Origin of the sequence: Arthrobacter sp. YN (assembly GCF_002224285.1) — a bacterium.
Taxonomy (GTDB): Bacteria; Actinomycetota; Actinomycetes; order Actinomycetales; family Micrococcaceae; genus Arthrobacter.
In genome coordinates this window covers 2,513,659-2,529,518 of sequence record NZ_CP022436.1, presented here as the reverse complement: position 1 = coordinate 2,529,518, position 15,860 = coordinate 2,513,659, and the positions used below count along the sequence as shown (strand labels likewise).

The following is a 15,860-nucleotide window of genomic DNA, read 5'->3' as shown; positions in this document are numbered from 1 at the left end:
TGCCTGGCCAAGCGGCGGGGCCCGGCCAGGCAGCCGAGGGGTTAGCTGCGCTAGTCCTTGAAGATGTTGCCCCAGAGAGCGGGGTCATCGACGTTCTCTTTGGTGATGAGCTTGGTGTCAGTCAGCTGCATCTTGGGCACCTGCTTGCCGTCAAGCAGGTCAACCTGGGCCTGAAGGGCGAGAGCGCCCATCTCGAAGGGGTTCTGGTCCATCGTGGCGTCCTGGACACCATTGCGTATCCGGTCCAGGGCAAGGGGTGTGCCGTCTACTCCGACGAGCGGGATGTGGTTTGCGGCGCCGACAGGAGCGTCCTTGTTGATCTGTGAGAGGCCCGAGACGATTCCCCGCACCATTTCGTCGTTGTGGCTGAAAAGCCCATTGATACTGGAGTCTGCGGTGAAGTTATCGACGGTCAGGGACAGAGCGTTGTCTGCAGTCCACTGTGCGTCACGGCCGATGACCTTGATGCCGGGGAACTGCTTGACGCCATCGTTGAACCCCTTGCCGCGCAGAATCGCGTGGTAAGCACCCTTGGCTCCTTGGTATTCAAGGACGGTTCCCTTGTCACCCATCAGTTTGGCCAAGGCTTCAGCGCCAAGCTTGCCGGCCTTTTCGTTGTCGAAAGCGACGGCAGCGTCGGCGATGTCACCCGGGATGACCGAGTCCACGGTGGTGACCGTCTTTCCGGCGTCGTGGATCATCTGGACTCCAGGAACCAGTTCAGCGGAGTTATTCGGGCTGAGGACAATGCCGTCCACACCCTGGGCGAGTTGGTCCTGGATCTGGCTGATCTGCGTGCTGGAATCGCCCTTGGCATCAAGGACTGTGACCTCCACGCCGAGTTCCTTCGCCTTATCCTTGACTCCCTGCCCGAGGGCAACCATGAATTCAAAACTCTGGCTGTAGAGCAGGACAGCGATCTTCTTAGTCTTCGTTCCGTCGTCTGCTTCCTGGGCGGCGCTGGGTGCTCCGCAGCCGGTGAGGGCTATGGCTGCGGCGGAGACTGCCGCGAGGACCGCCAGTTTGGGTGAGGTCTTCATTGACTTAATCTTTCTGTTGGGTGCTAAGACATGCCGGCTGGGCCGGTTTGTATGCGGTTGAGCTGCTAAGCCGAAGTTCCGGTGGTGTGCGCTGTGGCCGGCCCGGTAACCGGGCTGCCCGCCGTCGTCGGGTCCATCGCCGGCGGCGGTCCGATCCTGCGTTTCCTTGACAGGTTCTTTTGGACGTACTTGTAGCGGTACACGTCCAGGGCGGCCGCAGCGAAGATGACGACGCCCTGGACAATGCGGTCGTAGGACGAAGGGATTCCGAGCAGGTTTACGGCATTGGAGACCATCGCGATCAACAGCACGCCGAGCAGTGTGCCCTTGATGTTTCCTTGGCCGCCGAAGAGGCTTGTTCCGCCGATGACCACGGCGGCAATGACGGTGAGTTCAATGCCGTCGCCGGCACGCGGGCTTCCGGAGGCCAGACGGCCGGTGAGCAGAAGTCCCGCCATTCCCGCAGAGAGACCGGCGATGATGTAAGCGTTCATCGTGACACGATCGACGCGGATGCCTGCAAGCAGGGCGGCTTCCTTGTTGCCGCCGACGGCGTAAATGGAACGTCCGTAGGTAGTACGGGTCAGGACCAAGTGGGCCAGGAAAGCCAGCACCAGAACAGCCGGTATCAGCAAAGGAATTCCGGCGACCTTCGCGCTGACCATATCGGTGAGCACCTTCGGCACAGGCGTGATGTTTCCGCCGTCGGAGTAGGCGAAGGCGATTCCCGACCCGGCGGAGAGTGTTGCCAGGGTCGCGATCAGCGGGGATATCCCCAGCTTGGTGACCATCAGCCCGTTGACGGCTCCGACTCCGGCGCCAACCACGAGGCCGGTCAGGAGCCCGATTGCCGGCGGCATATCCATGTTGACGATCACGCCCATGGACAGCACGGACGACAGGGCAGCTGTCGACCCCACCGAGACGTCGATGCCGCCGGTAAGGATCACGAAGGTCATGCCGATGGCGAACACACCGAGGATCGTGCACTGGTAGAGCAGGTTTACCAGGTTGACTGTGGTCAGGAATACCGGGCTCAGGAACGTCAGCAGTACACCGAAGAGCAAGACGACGACCAGCAGGCCCTGGGCACCGATAAAGTCGCCGACGCCGGAGAGCCGTGAACGGGACTCGTCGTTAGATTTTCCGGGGCCAGCCCTCCCGGAAACCGGACCGGCGGAGCCGGTGGCTGTTTGTGGCTGCATGTTTGTATCTCCAGTCAATTCGACACTTCCTCGGGTCGGAAGTGCTAGTGGCTGCCGAAGAGTTCGGCGTTGGTCTTCAAGGTGATGGGCGCGCCGTCTTGGCGGGCGGAGTCGGCGGTGGCCATGACGAGTTGCAAGCTCTGAATGTTGTCGGTGACATCCGTCTCAGCCTTGTTTCCGGTTTCGATGGCGTCGCGGAACGCTTCGAGGGTCCCCAAGCGTTCCTCCACCGGCAACGGGTCCAAATCGACGTGCATGACGCCGGAGCGTTCCACCGCGCCGGCAAGGAAGACGGTGTCAAACAGTGAGGCGAAGTTGATGGTGACTTCGTTGTTCTTCCAGGTGATGGTGCCCTTGCTGCCTTGGATTTCCCAGTCGCCGTCCCAGCTGGTCTGCGGACCGTATGAGCTCCACGATCCCGTGTAGACGACGCGGGCCCCGTTGTCGCAGTCGAACTGCACCACGGCGGAGGCGTTGCCCTTGAATCTGGAGGTGCCAGTGTTCCAAGAGCGCGCACGCACGGCGGTGGGTTCGACACCAACGATGCCGCGGAGCTGGTCAAGGTGATGGATCATGGCATCCACGATCAGTGGTTCATCCATTTCCAGCCGGAACCCTTCGAACGGCGGGTTCTTCTTGTAGTCGATGAAGACGTGCTCGAGGTCTCCGATGACTCCGTCGCAGATGAGGCGCTGAACAGTGCGGGCGGCGCGCTTGAAACGGTAGTTCTGTGAAACCATGGCTTGTTTGCCGGACTTCTCTGCCGCTGTAATGATGCGAATGCCGTCTTCAAGGCTGTGGGCGAGGGGCTTCTCAATGAGTGTGTGCACCCCTGCTTCCAGAGCCGGGATGGCCACCGCTGCGTGGTACTCGGGTGGAACAATGACCAAGGCAGCGTCGAACGTGTCCTTGTGTCCCAGCGCCTCGTCGATGGTGGCGTAGGCAGGGATTCCGTATTGTTCACCCGCGGCCGTCGCAGCGTCGGGGTTGACGTCGACAACGCCGGCCAGCTCCCAACTCTTGCTGTGGTGAATCACGTTCAGCCATGAGGCGCCCCAGGCGCCGAGGCCTACTTGAATGATCTTCATAGCTGCACTCCTACTGGTTCTTTAGTGTTTGGGACGTCGACCCACTCGCCGTCCTTGCTGGATTTGATGATGCTTTCTGTAAGGACGGCTGATCTGAGTCCGTCCTGGAAGGTCGGCAGGCCTTCGCGGAGGTCACCGCCGATGGCGGCATAGGTATCGGCCACGAACGCATTGAACGCATCCTGATAACCCTGCGGGTGACCAGCTGGCAGCACGCTGAGCCGTGCTGCTTCCGGGCTGAGTGCCCCCGGATCACGGACAAGCAACTGGGACCCCGCCCGCTTACCCAGCCACAATGTCTCCGGGGCTTCCTGGTCGAACTGGAGGGTGCTCTCTGAACCCGCGATCTCGATCATCAGGCGGTTTTTTCGGCCGGGCGCAACCTGGCTGACCAGGAGATTTCCCACGCTGCCCGAATCAGTGGCGAAAACAGCCGCCACGAGATCCTCGGTCTGAATGTCCCTGTTGTTCGCCCGGCCCGGGAACAGAGTCCTGCTCATGGCACTGACTTTGGTTATCCGTTCACCGCTCACGAATTCGAGAAGGTCGCACAGGTGGGAGCCGATGTCGGCAAACGCCCGCGAGGGCCCACCCACAACGGCGTCCACCCTCCAGTTGTCGTCCTCCCGGGAGAGTAACCAGTCTTGGAGGTAAGAGCCCTGGATAGCGGAGATCCGTCCTGCTTGGCCCGAGGAAATACGTTCCCGGGCTTCCCGGATCATCGGATGGAAGCGATAGACAAAGGGGACGGTCGCAACTGTCCCGGCCATGGCGGCTAGCTCTACAAGCTCGGCTGCATCCTGGACGTTGGTGGCCAATGGCTTCTCGCAGACCACATGCTTACCTGCTTTCAGCGCAGCTTCAGCCAGTCCGTAATGAGTGCCGTTCGGCGTGCAGATGTGGATGACGTCGATCGCGTCGTCCTCGAAAAGGTCCTGGGCGGAATCGTAAGCCCGCTGCACACCCAGGCGGTCTTTGGCGCGGTCGGCGCTGGCACGGCTCGAAGACGCAATGGCGACGATATCCGCCCCTGCAGCGCGGGCGGCCCGGCTGTGCACCTCGGCCATGAACCCGGCGCCGACGAATCCGGCCCGTAGCCGGGAGGGGGCTGTCGTGGTTCTGTCGTTGTCCATGTCGAAACAGTGACACGCAGCACGTGGCTTTGGTCAGGGGCCCAACAAAAGTCTGCATCTTTTGACGCTGATGGGGGTCGAATGCACGCCCAAGTTGCACTTTGTGATGCTAAGCACTTCGCCGGGTGGACGGGAACGAGTGAGCCGCTTGACACTAAGTGGAGATGAGGGCCCTCAGGGTCCGGTGAGCCCGACGCGTCAAGAATTCAGGCTCACGAACAACCTCTTTTGAGCCCCGAATTGGAGTGTCATGGACAACGGCGGACCCGGCGAACTACTGCAAATCCTGCGGGACGGACAACCACGAACCAGAGCAGACCTGGCTGGAACAACAGGGTTGGGCCGAGCTGCCGTCAGTTCCCGCCTTGAGCCGCTCCTGAAATTGGAACTGGTGGTTCCCGTATCAGGGGCACCTTCTACTGGAGGTCGTCCATCGGCGCGGCTAGCTTTCAACCCAGGCGCAAAGTTGGTGGCGGCCGCAGACGTCGGCGCGACACACGCCACAGTGGCCCTCACTGACCTGTCAGGAACGATACTCGTGGAAACCACTGAGCGGCTGGAGATTTCATGCGGACCCGAAGCGGTCCTGGACTGGCTTTTGACGATGGTGAAGGGACACTTGCAAGTGTTGGCGCGCCCGACTGCGGACGTCATCGCCGTCGGCATCGGACTACCTGGCCCGGTAGAGCACTCCACCGGAAAGCCGACGAGCCCGCCGATCATGCCAGGGTGGGACGGATTCGATGTTCCCGCTTACATTCAGCAAACCTTGGGCGTACCCGTACTCGTCGATAACGATGTCAACCTCATGGCCCTCGGCGAGCGGGCGACCCGTTGGCCCAACGAGGAGAACATGATTTTCCTCAAAGTCGCCACTGGCATCGGATCGGGAGTGGTTAGCGGAGGAGAACTGCAGCGTGGCGCGGCAGGTGTCGCCGGAGACGTCGGCCATATTGCTGTTTCCCGGGGGCAGGAATTCTCTGCCGCTGTGGCAAGAGTGCCTGCCTGGAAGCCATTGCAGGCGCACCTGCCATCGCCGCTCAACTCCGCGACAGCGGGCTTGAGGCAACCACTGGAAGCGATGTCGTTTCGCTGGTTCGTTCCGGGAATCTGGCTGCTGTCCAAGCGGTCCGCCAAGCGGGCCGCGACATCGGAGAAATGCTCAACATGTGCGTGAGCTTCATCAACCCCTCCCTGATTGTTGTGGGCGGATCGCTTGCCCAATCCGGAGAACACCTCATGGCAGGGATACGCGAAACGGTCTACGCACGATCAACGCCTTTAGCGACCCAGCACCTGACAATCACCCAGTCCGAAACCGGGCCGGAAGCTGGAGTGGTTGGCGCCAGCATCCTGGCCGTCGAGTATGTCCTCTCCCCCCACCGAGTAAATCAACTGGCAACCAGACCGCTTTCCGACGGAAACGAAATTATCAACCGGCAGGAAAATGAGCCCGCTTTCCCCACACACCGGCCGCTCCTTGAGGCGCTGGCCAAATAATTGCAAGACGCACCTCTGTGAAAAACATATACACATCAACGCACCAGCCGAAGGTGCATCCGGAGGTAAAATAGACCTACCAGCGGACCTCATTTTCGGTCGGTCTGACGAGTCACCGCAAGCGCTTCCCTAAGCCGCCGTGCCAGCTCGCAAGACTGCCATGATGCTCAGCTGGTAAAGGAGGACGGCATGCCTCAATCTGGTGACGGGAACAGCGCCCGTGTGCGACGTTACGCAGTGCCGGAAGGGCTCACTCCAGAACAAAGGTTCGAGCATTGGCGGGTCTGGTACGGCAACGCCGTCGAAACACCAATGAGGCTGGAGCGGTCAGAAGGAGAGAGTCCTGCGTCCGTCAGTCCCTCAGCTATTAATCTTGCCGGACCGGGCTTCAGCCTCATAGAGATGCACAACACCCCCGCGCTGGGCTTTTGGGCGCCGAATCCCGACTCCACTGACTTGCGCCTGGCCTACTTCCGCAAGGCGTCGGGTCTGACCCTCGATCTCAATGGCACCCCCGAGCCGGTTCCAACGGGTTCGGTGAGATTCATCGACACCTCGCTTGGTGGCAGTTTCGATGCACCCGAAGGATTCCACGCACAGCAACTCAACATGGACCGCGTCAGTCTCAATGTCAGCGAAGGCGGACTGCGCTCCCTTCTTCGCCTGCCTGACCTTGCAAGCCACCCCATTGTGGGCACCTTCGTGATCCCCGCATTGATGAGTTGGAAGCGGCCCGGCATCGACAGTGAGGCATCAGGAACCAGTGAGATCCTACGATCCGTCATGGCAACCCTGGTGGGCTCCCTGCTCGAATCGCCGGCCGACGATGAGACACAGAAACCGGCACTAAGCCGGGCGGTAAAGAAATACCTTGAGAGCAGTTACGACAACCCAAATCTGGACGTGGCAATGATCGCCGGAACGTTCAACCTCTCCCGTCGCTCCCTGTTCTACTTTTTTGAGACCGAAGAACTCCGTTTGGGTGAGCGAATCCGCGCCTTGAGAACCCGGAAAGCGTTGGAGCTTCTGCTTCAAGCCGATGCTCAGAGAATCACCTACTCAGAAATTGCGACACGGAGCGGATTCACCAACGTTCAAAGCATGCGCCGGGCAATCAAAGAGTTCACCGGGATGAATGTCAGGGAGATCCATAAATCCGAGCCCGTCGTTCATATGGCACTGCAGCAACTGCGGCAGCGGCTCAGTCCTGGAACTTGACCGCATCGACGCCCTGGCTTGATAGCGTCACATCTCTTTCGCGGTCGCAGTTGGCGTGTCGGCGGAGAGTAGTTGGCTGCGGTGTCCGCCACTAGCTTGCTTCACCTTGCGCAGTAAAGACGCTCCCTAACTGCACAGGCGGCCCGTCAACATCGGCGGGAGGGATCAGTGGTCACATCCGAAACCGCAGGTGCTAGGTGAGCGTCATGAAGCCCACACCGATAGTTGGGACCTACCGCCTTAGAGTCCTTGAAGGCCGCCGTGTCTTCGCCTCTTCTTTCTGAATTAGTACCCGAATTATTAGTCTACGAAGTGTTTCTGATAGCGTGAAGACCGTTCCGCCCCCGCGTGCGATTCTCCTACTTTCCACGGGGGCGGATCGTGCGCTCAACTCGCGAAGAAACCGCCGACGGAACAATTGTCACGAGACGCACTGAGGACGAAAGCTTGCTGGAATGATTCGCCCGGACCAAGGCCGCGCCCCCTGCGCACCAGAGCATCCTTCACCCCCCACCCACTCCGCTGCGACGGGCGCAAAAGTGAAGATCCACAGAACTGTTCGTGGTTTCTCTCGACTGGAACGACGAAGTGACTGTTCCAGACGGTTGAGCGGGACGTTTACTACGGCACCTAGGCCGCCTCTGGTGCGGCTGATCTAGCGGGGAAAGGTTACTTACTTAATGGAGAGCAACTCCGTCTTCTTGCCGCTGGCCGCGTACTTCAACAGAGTCGGTTTACGCAAGGCTGTCATCCTGTGCCAGCTCCCGCTGACAATCATCGTCATCTTGATAGCAGGCTTGGCAGCAGTGTTCAGTCCACCGCTCCTCCAATCTCCTGCATTTATCGCGATCCTGCTTCTGCACGCCCTGATCCTTCTGTTTTGCATGATCACTCCTTGGAAGTCCCTCCCCTGGGGAACCTTTGTCCTCGTACCCGTCATGGATTGCCTGGCCGTGGCATTGACCAGAGAAGTAGGCGGCCCAGTCCTTAGCGTCGTAGGACTCTTGATGGCATTCCCCGTGATCTGGCTTGCCACCAGTGCCAGCAAGACCCGGGCGGGTTTGGCAGTTCTGGCATCCTTTGTCGGAACGGTCGGTGCGCCCTTCGTCCTGGGACATCAGATCGAAGGCGCCGACATGATTCGAATGACCGTGCACCCCTTCATCATGACCGGGTTGGCCGTTACGTCTCATGTGGTCGCCAAAGGCCTCATCAGGTCACGCAATGTTCAGGACGAGGCGAACCGTGAACTGGCGCGCATGCACAAGGAGACACAAGATCATGAAAAACTGCTGCAAACAGTCCTCGAAACTGTGGACGTCGGTGTCTGGGCAGTAGACACCAAGGGTGCGGACATCCTCACCAACCGACGCCTACTCGCGGACCGTTCATCGTTCAGAGACGCCTCGGACGGCCAGAACCCCTTCACCCTTGGACCGGAAACCGCAAAAAACGGCCAGAGCCCGGCGGAAGTCGCAAGCGGGGGCGGCATTTTCACCAATAAGCTCATCCGACTCAGCCGAAACGGGGAGGAAAGCGTCTTGTCTGTCGCCGCCCGGCCACTGCACGACGATCAGGATCATCTAAAGGGCTCCGTTCTGGTCTTTACTGACGTCACTCCCCTCGTGAATGCGCGAAAGCACCAGGACAGATTCGTAGCCACGATCTCCCACGAACTGCGGACACCGCTGACCTCCATTCTCGGCTATCTGGAACTCCTCGGAGATGAACCCGGCGTCCCATACTTCAGCGTGATTGAACGGAACGCACAACGTCTGCTGAGCCTGGTCAATGACCTGCTTATGGCTGCATCTGACGATGTCGAGTTGCGACGCAGCCCAATCAACGTCTCCGAACTTGTCCAGGCCACGGCCCTGAACGCCCAGCCTGCAGCAGCAGCCAAGGGCATCAACATCGATATCCACACCGACCCGGACGTAATGGCATACCTGGACCCCGCTCAGTTCAGCAAAGCCCTTAACCAGATCCTCTCCAACGCAGTTAAGTTCTCCCCCGACCACACTTGCGTGAGTATCGGACTCGCACAAAACGCCGGTGATCTCACACTGTCCGTCCGTGATCAGGGAATAGGTATGACAGAGCAAGAGCAGCACATGGCATTCGCAAAGTTCTTCAGAGCCGACCACGTCATGGAGACCGCCATACAAGGTGCCGGCCTGGGACTCCCCATCACCAAGGCCATCATCGAAGCCCATGGCGGAACGATCAAGCTCAGCAGCCAGCCGGACAAGGGCACCACCGTGATTCTCACCGTTCCTTGCCAAGGCAACCGGAGAAATTGACCTTCATTTTTCTGGCGCTACACCTCGACACCGTTAATAAGTGTGCTTAGTATTAAGGCTCACTCATTGTCTCTTTTGCGAACGGACCGGCAGGTAGATTGTTCCGAACAGCTGCCGTCTGAAAGCGTTGGGCCTTTCGGCCCCTTCTGAGCGAGTCTCAGGTCTCAACCTGCATTCCCCATTTCCTCGCTGAATCAACGCCCGTTTCTGGGTAACGGCTGCGCCATCATTCCGTTCAGGGCCCCGCGGCATTTCTGCGCCTGCGCCCACGGAAAGCTACATCGACTTGGTCGGATCGGCTTGGGCAACAAGAAAAGAGCGGAAAAATGAAGGCAGTAGTCTACAAAGGACCGAACCATGTCAGCGTCGAGGACGTACCTGACGCCAAGATTGAGCACCCCGCCGACGTGTTGGTGCGAATAACGTCGTCGAATATTTGCGGTTCCGATCTGCACATGTACGAGGGCCGCACCAGCTTCGAAACCGGACGGACCTTCGGGCACGAGAACCTCGGTGAAGTGATCGAGGTCGGCTCAGCAGTGAGCAAGGTCCAGGTGGGCGAACGAGTGGTACTGCCGTTCAACATCGCGTGCGGATTCTGTAAGAACTGTGAACGGGGCTTCACCAACTACTGCCTGACCATGCAGCCCGAACCCAAGCTCGCAGGTGCGGCGTACGGGTTTGCGGACATGGGCCCGTACCAAGGCGGACAGGCCGAGTACCTGCGTGTACCGTACGGAGACTTCAACTGCCTGCGCCTCGGCGAGGACGCCGAGGAGAAAGAACTCGACTATGTCATGGTCGCGGACATTTTCCCCACCGGCTGGCACGCAACCGAGATGGCCGGCGTCTACCCTGGGGACTCTGTAGTCATCTACGGTGCAGGGCCGGTAGGACTCATGGCAGCCTACTCGGCAATCATCAAGGGCGCCGGAAAAGTCATGGTGGTGGACCGGCAAAGTGACCGCTTGAAGCTTGCGGAACAGATCGGCGCCATCCCTGTGGACGATTCCAAAGTGGACCCTGTCGAGTTCGTCAAAGACCAAACCATGGGGTTCGGGGCTGACCGGGGATGCGAGTGCGTCGGGTACCAGGCCCACGACCCGAGCGGAAACGAACAGCCAAACCTGACGTTGAACCGCCTGGTGGACTCAGTCCGGTTCGTCGGCGGCCTAGGCGTCGTAGGCGTGTTCCTGCCGCAGGATCCTGGAGCCCCGGACGAACTAGCCAAACAGGGGCAGGTCGCCTTCGACTACGGAAACTACTGGTTCAAAGGACAAACGATGGGCTCCGGTCAGTGCCCGGTCAAGAAATACAACCGGGCCCTTCGCGACCTCATTGCTGGTGGGAAGGCCAGTCCCTCCTTCCTCGTCAGCCACGAACTGCCACTGGACAAGGCCCCGGAGGCCTACAGGAACTTCGATGACCGCGTCGACGGTTGGACCAAAGTAGTCCTCCACCCGGCCGGCTCCTAGAGCCCGACAGGCTAATCCGATGCCGGAAGGAACTACTTCCCGGAAGGGGAACTGATGCGATCCATGGTGTATCGCGGGCCTTATAAGGTGCGCGTGGAAGAAAAAGACATACCGCAGATCGAACATCCCAATGATGCGATCGTGCAAGTGAAGTTAGGCGCCATCTGCGGCTCAGACCTGCACCTCTATCACGGCATGATGCCGGACACGCGGGTCGGGATGACCTTCGGACATGAGTTTGTGGGCGTGGTCCACGAAGTGGGTTCCTCAGTCCGAAACCTGGAGGTCGGGGACCGGGTCATGGTTCCGTTCAACATCTACTGCGGGTCCTGCTACTTCTGCTCCCGCGGCTTGTACTCCAACTGCCACAACGTCAATCCGAACGCCACTGCCGTGGGCGGCATTTACGGCTACTCCCACACCTGTGGGGGTTACGACGGCGGCCAGGCTGAGTTTGTGCGCGTGCCATTCGCTGATGTGGGGCCGGCCAAGATTCCGGACTGGATGGACGAGGAGGACGCGGTCCTGCTCACCGATGCCCTGCCCACTGGCTACTTCGGCGCCCAGTTGGGCGACATTGCCGAAGGCGACACCGTTGTGGTGTTCGGCGCCGGCCCGGTGGGCCTGTTCGCGGCGAAGTCGGCCTGGCTCATGGGAGCGGGGCGGGTGATCGTCATCGACCACTTGGAATACCGACTGGAAAAGGCCCGCTCGTTCGCCCACGCCGAGTCCTACAACTTTGTGGAGTACGACGACATTGTGGTGCACCTGAAGAAAGCCACGGACTATCTGGGCGCCGACGTCGTCATCGATGCGGTGGGGGCCGAAGCGGACGGCAACTTCCTCCAGCACGTGACCAGCAGCAAGCTGAAACTGCAGGGCGGATCCCCCATCGCCCTCAACTGGGCCATCGACTCCGTCCGTAAGGGCGGCACGGTGTCAGTCGTGGGCGCCTACGGACCGCTCTTCAGCGCCGTGAAGTTCGGCGACGCGATGAACAAAGGGCTGACGCTTCGGATGAACCAATGCCCGGTCAAAAGGCAGTGGCCCCGGTTGTTCGAACACATCCGGAACGGGCACCTCAAACCCAGCGACATCGTCACCCACCGCATCCCTCTGGAGCACATCGCCGAGGGCTACCACATCTTTTCTGCGAAGCTTGATGACTGCATCAAGCCCCTCATCGTCACAACCTCGGCCTGAAAGGGACCATGATGGTTGAAATACCAACGCCTTACACCTCCGGCACCCCCGCGCTGAAGGAGACTGCGGAGGAGCTGCGGGCACGGATTCCGGGATGGGGCGTTGACCTCGACCCGGCGGACAGACCCTCCTACCCCCGCGAGCAGCCCGGTATCGAGACCGGTGCGCGCTGGGACTTTCCCGAACGCCAGCCGGAGAAGTGGCCCAGGGAGCGGTCCATTGAACACGCTTTCGTGACCCCCGTCTTTGGCACCTCAACCCCTCCCAAGGGCATCTCCGGTGCGCTGAGGAAATACGCGTACCGGAAATACAGCGAGGGCCGCGCAGCCCACTGGCTGGTCCTGATCGCCGCCGACAGAGTGGACGCGTGGGAGAGCCACCTGCACTCGTTCGCAACTATGCGACCGGACAACCCGGTGACCGAAACCGGCGTGCTCAGCGAGTTCTCCCACCATGGTGCGAGCTCCCGCTTCGGGAAAAGGCGAGCCGACATGAACCATCAGTGGATCGACCCCATCCTCCTCGGCGCCCCGTGGGTACTGGCGGGACTGGGGGCAGTAGCCGCCGTTAGAACGCTGCGAAAGCACCGTCCGGCTTGACAACCCGACGGCGGCGGGCTGGCCCGCATAGGCAACCCACCGCCGTCGAACTTAACAGCCTTCCACAGGAAGTGCTACGAAGCTGATCCTGCCGCCGGGAACCGCTCCCACGCCCGGTGTGCAGAGAGCAGTTCCCGGACCACAGGAATCACTGTGTCCGGACCTTCTCCACTGATGATTCCGGGGGCATCTTGAGGGACGCCGGCCGCGTCCAGAACTGCGGTACCTGGACCCCAGGCGCCAATGGCTTTGCCATGACGGAAAGCTTCAGAGACCATAAGAACCACGCGCGGATCAAGGGTCGCACCTGGTTCACCGGCCTTGGCATCGCGGCCCGGAATGGCATCGGCTGCTGGATTGCCTCCGCCCGCTGCAATAATTGCGTCAAACTCGATCGAGCGTGCTGTGAGGTAGCTCCTTTGGACAGTCACTGCGGGACCATGCTCCGGCTCAATCACACCACCGGACGGCGCAATGACCAGAGGGACCATGCCTGCCGCGTCAACCGCCTCGCGTGCTGCGGTCACCAGCGACAGGTCACTTTCACTGTCCGCGATGATGCCCACGACGCGACCAGCAACAGGCCATTTCCCACCAATCTGGGACACAGCGGGGCTGGGCTCCACGTCCGGCGTGTCGACGGTGGCCGTGGGAGCCGGCATCCCGAGGCCCTTGGCGACGGCAGCGCAAAGTCCGGCGTCAATATTAGCCAGCGCCATGAGTTGCCGTTCCCGGATCACCGCTTCATAGCACTTGCCAAGTTCAAACGTGTAGGCCTGAATCACGTGGTCCTGCTCTACCGACGTCAAACTGCGGAAGAACAGCCGGGCTTGGCTGAAGTGGTCATCGAAGGACGCCGGGTTTCTCCGTTCCTTAATTCCTGCCGCGATTTCCTCAGGTACGTCCACGAATGCGCCCACGTCCTGCCCGGCCATGAAGGGGCAACCACCCTCAAGGGAATTCGGATGGTAAGGGGCCACTCCCCCATGCACGGCAGTCTGGTGCATCCCGTCCCGCAGCATGTCGTTGACCGGGGCGTGGGGACGATTGATGGGAATTTGGGCGAAGTTTGGTCCACCGAGCCGCGAAATCTGCGTGTCCAGGTATGAGAACAGGCGGACCTGCAGCAGAGGATCATTAGTGACATCGATGCCCGGGACGAGGTGTCCCGGATGGAAGGCCACCTGCTCGGTCTCGGCAAAGTAGTTGGTCGGGTTGGCGTTCAGCGTCATCAGTCCGATTGGCTGAACCGGCGCCAGTTCCTCAGGGATAAACTTGGTGGGATCCAGAAGGTCGATACCTTCGAACATTTGATCTTCGGTGTCCGGGAACGTCTGGATGCCAAGCTCCCACTCCGGGTACGCACCTGATTCGATCGCATCGGCCAGATCACGACGGTGGAAATCGGGATCCATGCCGTTAATAATCTGGGCCTCCTCCCACACCAATGAGTGAACACCCAACTTCGGCTTCCAGTGGAATTTCACCAAAGTGGTCTTACCTGCAGCATCCACCAACCGGAATGTGTGGACGCCGAACCCTTCCATGGTCCGGTAGGAACGGGGAATTCCGCGGTCCGACATATTCCACATCGTGTGGGCCTGCGCTTCGGTATGCAACGAAACAAAATCCCAAAATGTGTCGTGCGCACTCTGAGCCTGCGGGATTTCCCTGTCAGGATGCGGTTTCCCTGCGTGGATGATGTCCGGGAACTTGATGCCGTCCTGAATGAAGAAAACAGGAATGTTGTTCCCCACCAGGTCGTAGGTGCCCTCATCCGTGTAGAACTTCGTGGAGAAGCCACGGGTGTCACGGACCGTGTCGGCTGACCCTCTGGATCCCAGAACAGTGGAAAACCTCACGAACACCGGGGTTTCTACATCCGGCGCAAGGAACCCTGCCTTGGTGATTTTCGAAGCCGTGCCGTAAGAGCGGAACGTTCCATGCGCCCCGGCTCCTCGGGCGTGAACCACGCGCTCGGGAATTCTCTCGTGATCAAAGTGCGTGATCTTCTCACGCAAGTGATGGTCCTGCAGCAAAATCGGGCCCCGCGGCCCGGCCTTCAAGGAATGGTCTGTATCTCCGAGCCTCAGACCTTGGGCCGTTGTCAGGTACTGGCCGGACTGGGCACGTGAGTTTGCGGGTGCGCCGGTGGGGCTGCCCGTGGGTGACACGGCCTCCGGCCCCTGCTGATCAGGCTTCGGCGGCAACGGCTCACGCGCCGCTGTGGGCTCTTCTACGGCGGGCTGCTCAATCGACGGAGCCCCTGGAATCTTAATGTTGTCCTCAGCTGGCACTGCGTTCTCCTCGATGTTGATCGGCAAATCGATTACTGCACTCAACCAAAAAGGTAAGCTTCCTTAGTACCCTAAAGGCCGGGAATCCCGCTTGCAAAGTCAGTGCGGCAAAGTATCGCGACTACGGCTGGTGGACAGCGCCCTAGAGACCTCGGAGGAAGGCCGGCCTGTGATCGAACCCGTGGCTGGTGAGACCGTAGAAAACGGGCAGGACCACGAAAATCACCGATGCAACCAACGGATGGACGAGGACACCTACCGTTCCCGCCGCGAGGTACAGCACCACCCCGGCCAGGGCACGTGGTCGCTCGCGCGCAAAGTAGGAATCCTCCACTTCCTCCTCGGTGAGCTCAGGATGCCGTGCCAAGTGCGAGAAGAACACCAGCCATGACAGGCACAGCAGTGCCCCGACGATCGCGTACAGCGCGACCGCGACCCGCTCGTCAGCCAAATTGCCTGTCTTGGCTGTATCGATGATCACGGCTGTCGGCCAGGGCAAAAGGGCGAGGGTGGCGAGGATTCCCAGATTGGCCCACTGTAGGCCGATGTCCATCTGCCGGATACGGGAGAAGGCAGATTTGTGGTTAAGCCAGATGACGGCCAAATAGATGTAGGACGCCGCATACGCCAGGTATGTCGGCCATTGACCGAGCAATCCGGCCAGCAGCTCCCCGGGTTCGGTCTCCGGCGGAGTGAGCTCAAGTACCAGCAGCGTGATAACGATCGCGATGACGGCATCGCTGAACGCCTCGGCACGGCTGGTGTCCGAGCGTGTCACCCTCCGCTCCTGAACCTATGC

11 protein-coding genes and 1 pseudogene are annotated in these 15,860 nt (G+C 60.3%); 6 read left to right on the top strand and 6 right to left on the bottom strand.

Annotation, left to right across the window (positions count from 1 at the left end; translation table 11 throughout):
• Positions 1–50 precede the first annotated feature (50 nt).
• The 4 genes from CGK93_RS11435 to CGK93_RS11420 all read right to left on the bottom strand — a co-directional run bounded on the left by CGK93_RS11435 (position 51) and on the right by CGK93_RS11420 (position 4,466).
• A complete protein-coding gene (locus CGK93_RS11435) occupies positions 51–1,040 on the bottom strand; it encodes a sugar ABC transporter substrate-binding protein (protein ID WP_089594929.1) in 990 nt (329 codons plus the stop codon).
• A 65-nt stretch (positions 1,041–1,105) separates the two neighbouring features.
• Complete coding sequence (locus CGK93_RS11430) at positions 1,106–2,245, bottom strand: ABC transporter permease (protein ID WP_089594928.1); 1,140 nt, start codon at positions 2,243–2,245, stop codon at positions 1,106–1,108.
• 44 nt (positions 2,246–2,289) lie between these two features.
• Positions 2,290–3,333: a Gfo/Idh/MocA family protein gene (locus CGK93_RS11425; RefSeq protein WP_089594927.1), complete on the bottom strand. Its 1,044-nt coding sequence runs from the start codon at positions 3,331–3,333 to the stop codon at positions 2,290–2,292.
• Complete coding sequence (locus CGK93_RS11420) at positions 3,330–4,466, bottom strand: Gfo/Idh/MocA family protein (RefSeq protein WP_089594926.1); 1,137 nt, start codon at positions 4,464–4,466, stop codon at positions 3,330–3,332. The genes CGK93_RS11425 and CGK93_RS11420 overlap by 4 nt, the downstream gene beginning before the upstream one ends.
• A 250-nt stretch (positions 4,467–4,716) precedes the next feature.
• Between CGK93_RS11420 and CGK93_RS11415 the strand changes: the two are divergent.
• The 6 genes and pseudogenes from CGK93_RS11415 to CGK93_RS11390 all read left to right on the top strand — a co-directional run bounded on the left by CGK93_RS11415 (position 4,717) and on the right by CGK93_RS11390 (position 12,764).
• A pseudogene (locus CGK93_RS11415) lies at positions 4,717–5,966 on the top strand (ROK family protein).
• A 189-nt stretch (positions 5,967–6,155) separates the two neighbouring features.
• Entirely contained in the window at positions 6,156–7,184 is a 1,029-nt protein-coding gene (locus CGK93_RS11410) for an AraC family transcriptional regulator (protein WP_089594925.1), read from the top strand.
• Between the two features lie 680 nt (positions 7,185–7,864).
• Entirely contained in the window at positions 7,865–9,487 is a 1,623-nt protein-coding gene (locus CGK93_RS11405) for a PAS domain-containing sensor histidine kinase (RefSeq protein ID WP_089594924.1), read from the top strand.
• Positions 9,488–9,813: 326 nt separating this feature from the next.
• Positions 9,814–10,962, top strand: a complete 1,149-nt coding sequence (locus tag CGK93_RS11400; protein ID WP_089594923.1) for a glutathione-independent formaldehyde dehydrogenase — start codon at positions 9,814–9,816, stop codon at positions 10,960–10,962.
• Positions 10,963–11,016: 54 nt separating this feature from the next.
• Positions 11,017–12,165, top strand: coding sequence for a zinc-dependent alcohol dehydrogenase (locus CGK93_RS11395; RefSeq protein ID WP_089594922.1), 1,149 nt, complete (start codon positions 11,017–11,019; stop codon positions 12,163–12,165).
• 11 nt (positions 12,166–12,176) lie between these two features.
• Positions 12,177–12,764, top strand: a complete 588-nt coding sequence (locus CGK93_RS11390) for a hypothetical protein (protein WP_089597403.1) — start codon at positions 12,177–12,179, stop codon at positions 12,762–12,764.
• Between the two features lie 74 nt (positions 12,765–12,838).
• On the opposite strand, the gene CGK93_RS11385 is transcribed toward CGK93_RS11390, so the two are convergent.
• Positions 12,839–15,061: a catalase gene (locus CGK93_RS11385; RefSeq protein ID WP_089597401.1), complete on the bottom strand. Its 2,223-nt coding sequence runs from the start codon at positions 15,059–15,061 to the stop codon at positions 12,839–12,841.
• A gap of 142 nt (positions 15,062–15,203) precedes the next feature.
• Complete coding sequence (locus CGK93_RS11380; protein WP_089594921.1) at positions 15,204–15,839, bottom strand: TMEM175 family protein; 636 nt, start codon at positions 15,837–15,839, stop codon at positions 15,204–15,206.
• Between the last annotated feature and the right edge of the window lie 21 nt (positions 15,840–15,860).